This window comes from Listeria booriae, from assembly GCF_000766865.1.
GTDB classification, from domain to species: Bacteria; Bacillota; Bacilli; order Lactobacillales; family Listeriaceae; genus Listeria_A; species Listeria_A booriae.
Map to the genome: position 1 here is coordinate 113548 of NZ_JNFA01000001.1, position 12794 is coordinate 126341.

Below are 12794 nucleotides of genomic sequence, written 5' to 3' on the forward strand. Positions count from 1 at the left end.
GTCAATTCCTCCTTGTTTTATAACGCTTACATTTATTTGAACTTCATATAATTTCGGAAGTAATACTCAATCTGTTCTAGCGAGTGGCCTTTTGTTTCTGGTAAGTATTTTTTAACGAATAGAATCGCAAAAACACCGAGCACCGCGAACATGAAAAATGTGATCGATAAACCAACATGCGCGAGCAAAATAGGGAATGAAAATCCTACAAGAAAATTCGTAATCCATAGGCAAAATACCGTCGTTCCCATGCCGATTCCGCGCAATCTTTGCGGAAAAATTTCGGATAACATCAACCAAGTAACCGGTGAAATCGCGCCTTGTTGGAAAGCTAAAAAAGTAACGGTTAAACTTAACACAACATATGGCAATGCTTCGGTTCCTTGGAGCAACATCGATAAAATCCCGATTAAAAGTAGCGCACTTGTCGTTCCGATTAACCCGGTAATCAACATCGGTCGCCGTCCTATTTTTCCGAGTAAGTAGATGCCGACGAATGTGGCGAGCACTGAAATGACACCGTTTGCAATATTTCCGATTAAAGCCGCTTCGGTTCCAAATCCTGCGTCGCGCAATATTTCTGTGCCGTAATACATAATCGAGTTAACGCCAGTGATTTGCTGGACAACCGCTATGCCAAGACCGATAAACAAGATTCGCCGTACCCATTTGACACTTAAGTCTTTAAATGTCGCTTTGTCGAGCGCTGCTTCTGCGGTAATATTATCTTTTATTTCAGTTAGTTCTGCCTCTGCTACATTTTGCTCACGGATTTGTTGTAACACACGTAACGCATCGCCAATTTTGCCTTTAGAAGCGAGCCAGCGTGGGCTTTCTGGTAAGATAAACATGCCGAACCATAGAACGACAGCTGGAATCGTCGCAATCACGAGCATGTAGCGCCAAACGTTGCCATCTTCGCCGAGTGTTGTGCCGATGATGGCGTTGAATGTGAAGGCTAATAATTGCCCCGTTACGATCATTAATTCATTTTGTGTCACCATTCGGCCGCGTCTTTCCGTTGGTGACATTTCTGCTAAGTATGTCGGTACTGTAACCGAAGCACCGCCGACTGCAAGCCCTAAAATAACACGAAAAACTACCATGACAGCCATGTTTGGCGCAAATGTACAACCAAGCGTTGCCACGAAAAAAACAACTGCTAGCATTAACAAATTTTTGCGGCGACCGTTACGATCCGATAACCTTCCACCGAACACGGCTCCAAATGCAGCTCCGAATAATAAGGAACTGGCGACAATGCCTTCTCCGGCTGGCGTTAAGTTCAGTTGCCCTGCTTTAGACATGTAAGGAAGTGCCCCGTTAATAACCCCCGTATCATACCCAAAAAGCAAACCACCGAACGTCGAAATGATTGCAATTAAACGTAAATAAGCTTTTGGCGTTCGCTTGCTGGCTGGCGTGCTTTCCATCACTAACTCTGTCCCGTCTGGCTCTACCTGCTTCATACCAATCGCTCCCCTACGTGTAGTAAGTTTTCATCTATATATTTTCTAACCATTAAAGCGTATTCCAATGGATTGGCAAGCGCCGGATCTTGCTCGGCCTCGATAACAATCCAACCTTGATAATCATGCGCCAACAGTTGCTCATATACTTTTGTGAAATCAATGCAACCATCGCTAGGAACGGTAAACATCCCTTTTAAAAACGATTGCAAAAAGGAGAGCCCTTCTTGTTTGCACGTCTCCATCACGTCTTTACGAACATCTTTAAAATGAACATGCGCAATGCGGTGTATATGTTTTTCAAGCAACGGCATATATTCACCTTCTGCCACAAAAATATGACCTGTGTCGTACAACAAGTGAACATGAGCCTGGTTTGTCCCCGTCATTAAGCGGTCTACCTCAGCTAGTGTCTCAACTCCCGTTCCTAAATGGTGATGGTACACTAATTTCAAATCAAATTCCGCAGCAATCACGCCAAGCTGATTCAACCCGTCACACAAAAGCTCCCACTCCTGCGCTGTGAATTTCGGTTTTTCTGTGAAGACATTTTTCGTCGTGCCTTGAATACTGTAGGTCTGTTCAGAAACAACCGCGACGTCGGCGTTCACTTCGTGTAAATACGCGCAGTGCTCCCGAAATGCTTGTTTAGACGCCTCGATTCCATCTCGAATAATAAAACTGCTAAACCATTGCCCTGCGATTCTTAAATTGCGAAGCGCGAGTTCCTTATTCAGCGTTTTGGCATCTGGGAAAAAGCCACCAACCTCCGTTCCCGCAAAACCAGCAACAACAATGTCGCTAAGTAAATGCTGGAGCGTGTTTCCGGCGCCGATTTCTGGTATATCATCGTTACGCCAGCCAATTGGTGCAATCCCCCATGAAATAGTAGTAGAACTCATAATCAAATACCCCCTATGTTTAGTATTTTCTAGCTCTCTCCAATTTGTTTACGATTGCTTCATGCGCTTTTTGAATACTTGCTTTTGCGGAAACCTCTGATACGCCGACATGCCACCATGCTTCGTAACCGTCAGACATTGTTTTTGGTAATACCTTCATTTCGATAAGTGTGGAAACTTGTTGTTTTTTGGCGTCTTCTAATGCTGCTTTTAATTCTGGAATCGTGTTGGCACGGTAGGTTTTCGCGCCGTATCCTTCTGCTACTTTGGCGTAATCGATGTTCATAATTTGGTTATCCGCCGTTCTGAATTCGCAGAAATAACTGTCGCTCCCGTGTTCCATTTGCAAGTTATTAATGCAGCCAAAACCAGAATTGTCGAATAGTAAAATATTAATTTTATGGTTGTATTGCAGTGCGGTAATGAACTCCGAATGCAGCATTAGGAAACTACCATCACCAGCCATCGCATAAACTTCTTGGTTTGGCGCCGCCAGTTTTGCACCGAGGGAACCTGAAATCTCGTAGCCCATGCAGGAATAACCGTATTCTAAATGATACGTGTTTGGCACAGCCGGATTCCAAAGTCGCTGTAAATCGCCTGGTAACGAGCCCGCCGCCCCAACAACGATACTATCTTCGGCAACGACATCATTGATTGCTAAAAAGGCCGCTGTTTGCGATAATTCCGTGTTTAGCGCCTCCGCATACTCATTGAAAATTTCTTGGGTAAACTGCCCCTTAATTTCCGGATCAAAATTAGTCCGGTCAAACGTCACATTCGCCAAACGCTCGCGCTCTGTCAGCCATTCTGCTTTTAGTCGCTCCAACTCGGAACCGTAAGCCGTTTTGTAATCATCAAGACGGTCCGCTAGAAGTTCTAGCGTTGCTCTTGCATCCGCAACTACTTGGAAAGCGTCTAGTTTATAGGCTTGCGGACGACTAACATTAATGTTTAAAAATCGCGTCTCCTCCCAATTGAATGCCGTTTTGGACGACGTTGTAAAATCCGTGTACCGCGTGCCGATGCCGATAACCAAATCCGCATTACGAATCACTGCATTCGCCGCACTCGTTCCTAGAATCCCCGTTCCGCCAAGGTTATTTTTGAATTGAAATTCCACCGTCGACTTCCCAGCATGCGTCTCAACAAGCGGGATGTTGTGCCGTTCTGAAATCGCCATCAAAGCTTCCCGAGCCTCCGAATAACGCGCGCCGCCGCCAACAATAATAACTGGGCGCTTACTTTCCGTAATCCGTTCCACCGCGCCATCTAACTCGCGTTCCGTCGGCAATTTGCGATCGATATAATGAATCCGCTTCTCAAAAAAAGCCTCATCAAAATCATACGCCTCGCCTTCCGTATCTTGCGAAATACAAACCGTCGCAGGCCCCGCCGTTGCAGGATTTGTCATCACTTCAAAAGCTCGCAACAAGCTGCTCATCAACTGCTCCGGACGCGTAATCCGATCCCAATATCGCGAAACTGGTTTCAAAGCATCGTTCGTCGTCACCGCCGCACTGTAATCCTGCTCCAATTGTTGCAAAACCGGATCAGGTTGCCGCGTCGCAAACGTATCCGCTGGCAAAAGCAGTACCGGAATATTATTCGCAAACGCCGTCCCAGCCGCCGCCACTAAATTCGCCGCACCAGGTCCTGCCGAAGTCGAAACCGCGTAAATCTGCTTCCGTAAATTCTGTTTCGCAAAAGCAATCGCCGCGTGCGCCATGCCCTGCTCATTTTTGCCTTGAATGACGTTTAAATGCCCTGCGTCCTCTTCCAAAGCTTGCCCGATTCCAACCACATTTCCGTGACCAAAAACGTTAAATAATCCCGCAACAAATGGCGTAATATGCCCATCAATCGCTACATATTGCTGATTTAAAAACTTGATTAATGCTTGTGCCGTCGTTAGGCGAATCGTTCCCATCGTTCACTCCACCTTCTCTTTTTAAACTTGTGCTGCAATTAGATGTTCAATTTCTGCAACAGTTGGCATCGCCTCAGAAGAACTGTGTTTGCTGACCACAATCGATGCCGAAGCACTTCCGAATTTCAGCGCCGTCTCAATTGTCTCACCTTTTAAGAGCGCATACAAGAACGCCGAAGCATAAGAATCACCAGCCCCAAAAGTTTTTAAAACCTTCGTCATATACGCTTTACCGCGGAAAACTTCGCCTGATTTCGCATACGCATACGAACCTTCCACACCGTGCTTAATGACAATCAAATCCGGCGTGTGCGCAAACAAAGCCGCCACCGTCGCATCATTCTCACCACCAGCCTGATTTTCCAACATATCAAACTCATCACGCGTACCAATCACGATATTCGCCTGCTCCGCCACCAACCGATAATAAACCGCCGTCTCCTCCGTCGATTTCCACGTATACGGCCGGTAATCCAATTCAAAAACAATCGTCACATCATGCTTATGCGCAAGCTGCACCGCTTTTAAAATCGCTTCCCGCGACGGGCTTTGCGCTAGCGCCGTCCCAGAAATAACCAACGCTTTCGTCTCTTTCAAATAAGCTTCGTTAATCTCGTCTGGTTGCAAATAAAGATCCGCCACCTGATCACGATACATCAAAATACTGCATTCCTCAGGACTTTTAATTTCCGTAAAAGCAAGCCCGGTTTTGTGGCCTTCCGTATCGACAATCATTTCCGACGTATCCACGCCCACATTTTTCATATAGTTCGTAATAAAACGGCCATGTTGATCATCAGGAATTTTGCCGATAAAACCAACATTCAGGCCCAGTTTCGACATCCCAATCGCGATATTCGCAGGAGATCCACCAACATATTTTGAAAACGTCATCGTGTCTTCCATCGGGCGATTATATTCCACCGCATTCAAGTCAATGCACGCGCGCCCAACAGCAATCGCATCATATTTCTTCGTTTCATTAAAGACATACTTCATTTTCTCTCGCTCCTCATTTTCGATTTAAAATCCACTCGTGCGCCGGATCATTATGAAAATTCCAAGTCCGCACTGGCCCAGCCATCACATTCAAATAATAAGACGTATAGCCATCAGGCACGCCAACCGGATGATAGCCCGCCGGAACAAGCACAACATCCCGATTTTCCACCGTCATCGTCTCATCAATCGACCGATCGTCCGTATAGACCCGCTGAAAAACAAAACCTTGCTCCGGATTCATCTCATGATAATACGATTCTTCCAAATACGATTCCGCCGGCAAATTCTCCTGATCATGCTTATGCGGCGGATAACTCGACCAATTACCGCCCTCCGTATACACTTCCACAACCAACAAACTGTTCGCCGTATCTACAGAATCAGGCAAAATATTATGCACCATCCGCTGATTACTATATTTCCCACGCTGTTCCGTCGAGTTGTCCTCCGCAGAAATCAGTACAGTCGGCAACTTATTATCAGAAGGCGCATAACACAACGCCACACGCACCCCATCCGACTCCGCCATCACCCGAAAAGAAGTATCATTTGAAATATACACACTATCTGTCGGAATCTTTTCAAAAACACTAGCCCGACGTCCAATATTCATAAATGTCTGCGAAAAATCCGTTACCGTAATCCGCCCCGTAAGCGCCACGACACATACTTCCAACTTGCCCAGCACTTCCTCATAGACGTCTCCTTTTTTCAAATCTACCATTTTAAAAGCCACATATTTCAGCGGAGAATCCCCACCAATCGCTACTTCCTGCACGATTTTTTCCGTCACTTTTGGTTTTTGCAGTAGTTTTCCCATTCCAGTTACATCTCCTTCTTACTCAAAATTCGGTTTTGGATAGCGCGCTGTGACGACTTTTTTACGCGTATAGAAATCCACGCTATCCTTGCCATTCGCGTGAAGCGTCCCGTAGAACGAAGACTTCCACCCAGAAAACGGGAAGAACGCCATCGGAGCAGGTACACCAAGATTCACGCCAAGCATTCCCGCATCAATATTCTCACGGAAATATCGAATAGCCGACGCATTTGTGGAAAATAGACACGCCCCATTCGCAAATTCCGACTGATTCGCAATTTCAACCCCTTCTTTCAAGTTTTTCACACGAATCACCGATAATACCGGCGCAAAAATCTCATCTTTCCAAATCGTCATATCCGTTGTCACACCATCAAAAATCGTCGGTCCCACAAAATAACCATCATCCAACGCAGCACTACGTCCATCGTACACCAAATTGGCGCCTTCTGCGATTCCTTTGTCGATATAAGCAAGCGTTCGCTCCTTGTTCTCCGCCCGAATCACCGGTCCTAAAAAGACGCCATCATCCAAGCCGTTTCCAATCTTAATCTGACTCGCACGCTCTTTTAATTTCGCGATAAATTCATCCGCAATCGCCTCTTCCACCGTCACGACCGCACAAGCCATACACCGCTCACCCGCAGAACCAAAGGCCGCCGCAATAATATTCGTTAGCGCATCATCCAGGTTCGCATCAGCAAGCACAATCGTATGGTTTTTCGCTCCCGTCAAAGCCTGCACCCGCTTCAAATTCTCGCTTCCTTTTTTGAAAACATATTCGCCGACCGGTTTAGAACCAACAAACGAAACCGCTTTAATTTCCGGATTCTCCAAAATGCCATTCACCACATCATGCGCACCATAAACGACATTGAAAACACCATCAGGCAATCCCGCTTCCGTAAACAGCTCCACAATTTTCTCCGTCAAAAGCGGCGTCCGTTCCGAAGGCTTCAAAATAAACGTGTTTCCAAGCGCAATCGCCATCGGGAACATCCAACAAGGCACCATCATCGGAAAATTAAACGGCGCAATCCCGCCAACAACACCAATCGGGTAGCGGTAATTCGTCGCCTCGACATCCGTTGCAATCGAAGCCAGCGAATCCCCCATCATCAAAGTCGGCGCCCCAGCCGCAAATTCCACATTCTCAATCCCGCGCTGCACCTCACCAAGCGCTTCCGTCAAGTTCTTTCCATTCTCAATCGTAATCAAACGCGCCAATTCCTCTTTATTTTTCAGTAACAATTGTTGATAATTAAATAAAATCCGCGCCCGTCTCGGCACCGCCACATCTCGCCATTTCTGAAAAGCTTTCGCCGCAACACTTGCCGCATAATCAAAATCCGCACGCGTCGAAATCGGCACCTGCGCCACAACTTCCTTCGTTGCTGGATTATACACATCCTCATAAACCGTCGTCGCACTATCCACCCATTTCCCATCGATAAAGTTTCTCAGCTTTCTTACCATTCTAGCTCCTCCTTCATATATAAACGCTTTCACTATTTCAAAAGACGCATATAACCTAAAGATAACCGTCATTCAGTCACCTCTTGGTAATATCTTGATTACATTCTATCGCTTCGATGAGTAAATGTCAATCATAAAAACACCATCTTTTTCTCAAACCTACTCTAAAACGGCTCAAAAAGCACAAAAAAAGCCCATTCAAGGCTCAAAATTGTTATATGTTGATTAACTCTTGGATATATGTTAAGATTTAGGCAAGATATCGATGGATAGGAGAATGTTTTATGAAGGAGAAACGACTACAACTTGTGGAGGAATTCATTCACGAAAAAGGCACCGCATCACTAGACGAATTATGCGACCACTTCCAAGTTTCCAAAAATACGATTCGTCGTGATATTACCAAAATTCTCGAAAAAGGCACCATTCAAAAAGTCTACGGCGGCGTACGAAGCGTAACAGACCGTCTTGTCCCTTTTGAGAACCGCGATCACGCCAATCAAGAAGAAAAACGCACAATTGGGCAGATTGCAGCCACTTTTATTGAAGAAGACGAAATTATTTTTATTGATTCAGGAACAACGACACGTAACATTATCGAATTTTTACCGAAGAATATAAATTTAACGCTTTTGACGAATAGTTTGGATATTATTAATGGCGCGGCGCTGATGGAGAACATTACATTGATTATTATTGGCAACAACTACAAGCGCAACACGAAGTCCTTTGTCGGCACAGACGACTCCAACACGATTGACAAATACAACGTAAACAAAGCCTTCATGGCAGCAACTGGTGTCTCGATTTCGCACGGCTTAACGAATTCCGACTTACTCGAGTACGAAATTAAGAAGCGCATCGTAGCCAAAGCCGAAGATGTTTTTCTGCTCGCCGATCACTCGAAGTATAATAAGTCAACCTTACTTACCTATTGTCCACTAAAAGACGTCTCCACCATCGTTACCGAACAACCGCTCAGCGATGAATACACCACATTTTGCACCGAAAACAACATCACGATTGCCGACCCAAATCTACTATAAAGGAGTTATTTCCATGCCCTTATTACGATTCGACATCATCAAAGGACGAACACCCGAAGAAGTAAAAAAACTCGTAGACACAGCGCACGAAGCCATGGTTGAAGCATTCGACGTCCCAGCAAGCGACCGCTACCAAGTCGTACACCAACACGAACCATACGAAATGATCATCGAAGACACCGGACTCGGCTTTCCACGAACTGACCAATTCGTTCTACTTAGTATTGTTAGCAAAGAACGCACCCCCGAGCAAAAACAACGCTTGTATTCCCTTACAGCTGAACGTTTGGCCGCCAATTGTGGCATCGCATCGACAGATTTTATGATTTCAATTACGGAAAACACTGATGCTGATTGGAGTTTTGGGTTAGGTGAAGCGCAGTTTTTGAATGGGAAATTATAAAGTTTGAGGATGGCGTGAAATCACACCATCCCTTTTTTATTTTTTCATTTGTGCGTAGATGTCTAGAATGATATCCTCAATTTTATTTTGCTCTGGATAAATATTGACGACCGCGTTGTTTTGCACAATTTCTTTTATCATTTTCCCCGTCATACCTTTCTCGCTAACGCTAACAACAAGCCGATTCCCCTCTTTCTCGATAATTCTCACATTTTCCGGTAAACGATACGCCGTCCCCGCCAGTAATTCCACAAAAATCTTTTCTTCAATATAAAATTCCGTAAACAATTCCTCCAATGTCCCGTTAAAAAAGATTTCTCCTTTATTTATGATTAGTAGGCGGTTGCACAATGATTTTATATCATCCAAATCATGCGTCGTAATAAATATTGTCGTGCCTAACTCCTGATTAATCTCCTTCACAAATTTGTGAAATTCCCGCTTCATCTCAATATCAATCCCAATCGTCGGCTCATCCAGAAAAACTAACTTTGGTTCATGAAGAAATGTAGCAACTAATTCACATCTAACCTTTTGTCCTAAACTCAATTGCCTAACAGGAACGTGAAGCAACTCCTCTAAATTTAATTTCTTCACCAAATTAGCAAGCGTTCGCGCATAAACCGCTTCCGTCAAATTGTATATATCCCGCAGCAAATCGTACGAATCCTTCACTGGTAAATCCCATGTTAACTGCGACCTTTGCCCAAACATGACCCCGATGTCCTTCACATATTTCTTCCGATCCACCCACGGACTTTTCTCATCCACAATACACGTACCGCTATCAGGATATAAAATACCAGCTAGCAACTTAATCGTCGTACTTTTCCCAGCACCATTTGGCCCGATATAACCAATAATATCGCCCTTCTTTACGTCAAAACTTAAATTTTTCACAGCATGAACGACCTTGTAATCCCTCTTTTTAAATAAATTGAGAAACGTATTGCCTTCACTTTTGTAAATTTTATAGTCCTTACTTAAATTCCTGACTGAAATAAAAGCCATCACAAATCCCTCCTTATCCTAACTCCCACTTGAAATATACCGTCTCTCCACCCGATGAAATAGTAAAACAACAATGCCGAACAAAATAAAACAGACAGCTGGAGAAAAATATCCCGCTATGTACTGGGTACCAGTAGTTTTAGAAAAAATCGTAGCCAGCGGATAATAAGTTACCGCAGTGACTGGAAGAATGTACGTGAACAAGTTTTGAATCCATTTTGGAAATATCGTCTTAGGATATTGCATTGTGGATACACTTCCTTGAATAAAAATACTCATAAATTCTGTGTTCTGTAGAAATCGGAACGCCATGATGCCAATAAGTATATACAGCGACAAATATAATAATATGCCCCCAATTAGCGTAAACATCAGCAAAAACACCGTTTGTAAGTCAAAAACATGAAGATTTAAATAAATCCCCACCACCAAAACAAGAACCGATTGAAAAGCTCGTCCCAATCGAATAAACTGAAAGCTAAAAGCACTAATTTGCATAATCGTATTTCGCGGCCTGAGCAAATACCGATCATAGTCCCCATTCCGTATCAAAGCCGCCATATTCGACTCAAATCCTCGCATCGTAACCTCCGCCATAGAAAACGAAAAATTAACAATCCCATACGTCAAAAACACTTCCCCCAACGTCCAGCCGTCAATCCCACCAAAGCGATCTAGCAAAGACCAAACCGCAATAAATTCAAAAAAGATAACAATAAACTGGTTCACAAAACCCAGAATCGCATTGGTTTGATATTCTAACTGCGCCTTGATTTGCGTTTTGATAATTTTAAAATATAACTGCACACTGGACATCTAGCTAGCCTCCTTGAATCTCGATTTTTTTCATTCCAATTTTAAAAACACGCTGATTCACAAAATAAAAAATAACAATCCAAGCCACTTGAAGCAACATAAAGCCCAAACTTTGCAAATCCGTATATTGCTGCGTAAAAATCATCGCCGGCGTATCAATAATACCTTTAAACGGCTGTAAAATCAGGATTTTTTGAAATATTTCTGGAAAGAAACCAAGTGGAATTATCGTCCCTGAAAGCACAAAAGCAACAGAATTAATAATCCCAAGAAAATTAGACGCATCAATCGTGTACAGCGTGATAGAATACAGAAATACCGTAATCATACTGCTCAATATATACGCCAAAAATATGCTACACAAAAAGAACAAAACATACTTCACATCTGGTATTTTCAGCGCATACTCTTGAAAACCAAACACCGGAAGTACAATAAGATTAAACAACACAATCGGCACAACCCGAACAATACTTGAGCCAAACCGCCAAGCCAACGTTTTTGAGAAAAACAACGGAAATAAATCAATCGGCTTCGTGAGCTCATACACAATATTCCCCGAAGTAATTGCATTCATTTCATCCCAGTTAACGTTCCACGGAATAATCGAAAAGAAGATTTGCGTAATCCATATGTACGTTATCGTCGCACCGAGTGTCATTGGCGAATCAGCCGGATTTGACGCAATAAAAGCATACATAATAAAAATTTTAAACAACGCAAAAATAATCTGCGTCACAAAACCAGAAAGCGCTGTCATTCTATAACTTAAAATTACCTTTGTTCGGAGCAAGAAATACGATTTTACCACATTCAATGTCATTTGCACCCCATTCCTAGAAGTTCGCTTCATTTTTAGCAGATAGAAACACCCCTAAAATTAGAATCACGACTCCAACTTTAGGGGAATATCATTTTAACATAAACAGCTCTCTTACACTAAATTAAAACTTCGGATTATAAAACGCACGATTATCAAGTCCAAACACGCGCTCTGTAAACTCGCCCGGTTTCGTATGACGAAGCGCTTTATCCATCATATTCATCGTTGCATCCATCAAATCAATCTGATGCAAAATTTCCGCTTCACGCACAAGCGGTGGTTTCGGGCTACCCCATTCACCTTTCCCATGATGGCTCAAAAGCACGTGTTTTAATATCACCACTTCTTCTCCATCAATTCCAAGCTCATCCGCCATCTTGCTCACTTCTTCCACTACAATCGAAATATGCCCAATCAAGTTGCCCTCCAACGTATATGTAGTAGAAATCGGGCCTGATAGCTCAATCACTTTTCCAAGGTCATGTAAAATAACACCCGCGTACAACAAATCGCGATTCACGGTTGGATATAAATCCGCGATCGCCTTCGCAAGTCGCAACATCGACACAACATGGAAGCTAAGCCCTGAAACAAACTCATGATGGTGGCGCACAGCCGCTGGATAATCAAAAAATGCATCCTGATATTTCTTCAAAAGAGAACGCGTAATCCGTTGTAAATTCGCATTTTGCATCTCGAAAATATATTGTGTAATCTCTTCGCTCATCTCATTCTTATCAATCGGCGCAGTCTCCATGAATTGACCGATACTCACACCATCAATTCCCGTTGACTGCCTAATTTGACGAATTTTCAATTGCTTTCTACCACGGTAATTCTGTACTTCGCCAACAATATTGACGATATTTTGGCTTGCATAACTTTCCTCATCGCTATCCGAAATATCCCATAATTTCGCTTCCAATTCACCCGATTTATCCTGCAATACCAACGATAAGAATGGTTTGCCGTTACTCGCAATTCCTCTCGTGCTCGACTTAATTAGCAGAAACAGATCCAGTCCTTCACCAACTTCATAATCCAACAACTTCTTGTCCATCTTCGTATCGCCTACTTTCTCTGATCCAATATTGGC

Annotated in this window: 12 protein-coding genes; 2 read left to right on the plus strand and 10 right to left on the minus strand. The window is 43.6% G+C overall.

The window, feature by feature from the left end; translation table 11 throughout:
* Positions 1-32: 32 nt before the first annotated feature.
* From EP57_RS00475 to iolA, 6 genes are read right to left on the minus strand one after another with little or no spacing between them, the layout of a single operon-like run.
* Positions 33-1433 carry a sugar porter family MFS transporter gene (locus EP57_RS00475; protein WP_036083193.1) on the minus strand — a complete coding sequence of 467 codons (1401 nt, stop codon included), beginning with the start codon at positions 1431-1433 and terminating at the stop codon, positions 33-35.
* Positions 1434-1465: 32 nt separating this feature from the next.
* A complete protein-coding gene (gene iolE, locus EP57_RS00480; RefSeq protein WP_036083115.1) occupies positions 1466-2371 on the minus strand; it encodes a myo-inosose-2 dehydratase in 906 nt (301 codons plus the stop codon).
* A 19-nt stretch (positions 2372-2390) separates the two neighbouring features.
* Entirely contained in the window at positions 2391-4301 is a 1911-nt protein-coding gene (iolD, locus tag EP57_RS00485) for a 3D-(3,5/4)-trihydroxycyclohexane-1,2-dione acylhydrolase (decyclizing) (protein ID WP_036083117.1), read from the minus strand.
* Positions 4302-4322: 21 nt separating this feature from the next.
* Positions 4323-5300: a 5-dehydro-2-deoxygluconokinase gene (gene iolC, locus EP57_RS00490; protein WP_036083119.1), complete on the minus strand. Its 978-nt coding sequence runs from the start codon at positions 5298-5300 to the stop codon at positions 4323-4325.
* 13 nt (positions 5301-5313) lie between these two features.
* Positions 5314-6123: a 5-deoxy-glucuronate isomerase gene (iolB, locus tag EP57_RS00495; protein ID WP_036083121.1), complete on the minus strand. Its 810-nt coding sequence runs from the start codon at positions 6121-6123 to the stop codon at positions 5314-5316.
* A gap of 18 nt (positions 6124-6141) precedes the next feature.
* Positions 6142-7599 (minus strand): methylmalonate-semialdehyde dehydrogenase, encoded by a 1458-nt coding sequence (iolA, locus tag EP57_RS00500; protein ID WP_036083123.1) that lies wholly within the window; start codon positions 7597-7599, stop codon positions 6142-6144.
* A 284-nt stretch (positions 7600-7883) separates the two neighbouring features.
* On the opposite strand from iolA, the gene EP57_RS00505 reads away from it, so the two are divergent.
* Together EP57_RS00505 and EP57_RS00510 are read left to right on the plus strand one after the other, a co-directional pair.
* Complete coding sequence (locus tag EP57_RS00505) at positions 7884-8645, plus strand: DeoR/GlpR family DNA-binding transcription regulator (protein WP_036083124.1); 762 nt, start codon at positions 7884-7886, stop codon at positions 8643-8645.
* Positions 8646-8658: 13 nt separating this feature from the next.
* A complete protein-coding gene (locus tag EP57_RS00510; RefSeq protein WP_036083126.1) occupies positions 8659-9048 on the plus strand; it encodes a tautomerase family protein in 390 nt (129 codons plus the stop codon).
* 36 nt (positions 9049-9084) lie between these two features.
* On the opposite strand, the gene EP57_RS00515 is transcribed toward EP57_RS00510, so the two are convergent.
* The 4 genes from EP57_RS00515 to yhaM all read right to left on the minus strand — a co-directional run bounded on the left by EP57_RS00515 (position 9085) and on the right by yhaM (position 12758).
* Complete coding sequence (locus EP57_RS00515; protein WP_036083127.1) at positions 9085-10059, minus strand: ABC transporter ATP-binding protein; 975 nt, start codon at positions 10057-10059, stop codon at positions 9085-9087.
* 18 nt (positions 10060-10077) lie between these two features.
* Positions 10078-10875, minus strand: coding sequence for an ABC transporter permease (locus EP57_RS00520; RefSeq protein ID WP_036083129.1), 798 nt, complete (start codon positions 10873-10875; stop codon positions 10078-10080).
* Positions 10876-10879: 4 nt separating this feature from the next.
* Entirely contained in the window at positions 10880-11698 is an 819-nt protein-coding gene (locus EP57_RS00525; protein ID WP_052167449.1) for an ABC transporter permease, read from the minus strand.
* Between the two features lie 121 nt (positions 11699-11819).
* Positions 11820-12758, minus strand: coding sequence for a 3'-5' exoribonuclease YhaM (gene yhaM / locus EP57_RS00530; protein ID WP_036083197.1), 939 nt, complete (start codon positions 12756-12758; stop codon positions 11820-11822).
* Positions 12759-12794: the final 36 nt, after the last annotated feature.

Bases quoted from the DNA above. Each gene is read 5' to 3' on its own strand.
- EP57_RS00475 (WP_036083193.1), bottom strand. From the start codon at position 1,433: ATGGAAAGCACGCCAGCCAGCAAGCGAACGCCAAAAGCTTATTTACGT.
- iolE (WP_036083115.1), bottom strand. From the start codon at position 2,371: ATGAGTTCTACTACTATTTCATGGGGGATTGCACCAATTGGCTGGCGT.
- iolD (WP_036083117.1), bottom strand. From the start codon at position 4,301: ATGGGAACGATTCGCCTAACGACGGCACAAGCATTAATCAAGTTTTTA.
- iolC (WP_036083119.1), bottom strand. From the start codon at position 5,300: ATGAAGTATGTCTTTAATGAAACGAAGAAATATGATGCGATTGCTGTT.
- iolB (WP_036083121.1), bottom strand. From the start codon at position 6,123: ATGGGAAAACTACTGCAAAAACCAAAAGTGACGGAAAAAATCGTGCAG.
- iolA (WP_036083123.1), bottom strand. From the start codon at position 7,599: ATGGTAAGAAAGCTGAGAAACTTTATCGATGGGAAATGGGTGGATAGT.
- EP57_RS00505 (WP_036083124.1), top strand. From the start codon at position 7,884: ATGAAGGAGAAACGACTACAACTTGTGGAGGAATTCATTCACGAAAAA.
- EP57_RS00510 (WP_036083126.1), top strand. From the start codon at position 8,659: ATGCCCTTATTACGATTCGACATCATCAAAGGACGAACACCCGAAGAA.
- EP57_RS00515 (WP_036083127.1), bottom strand. From the start codon at position 10,059: ATGGCTTTTATTTCAGTCAGGAATTTAAGTAAGGACTATAAAATTTAC.
- EP57_RS00520 (WP_036083129.1), bottom strand. From the start codon at position 10,875: ATGTCCAGTGTGCAGTTATATTTTAAAATTATCAAAACGCAAATCAAG.
- EP57_RS00525 (WP_052167449.1), bottom strand. From the start codon at position 11,698: ATGACATTGAATGTGGTAAAATCGTATTTCTTGCTCCGAACAAAGGTA.
- yhaM (WP_036083197.1), bottom strand. From the start codon at position 12,758: ATGGACAAGAAGTTGTTGGATTATGAAGTTGGTGAAGGACTGGATCTG.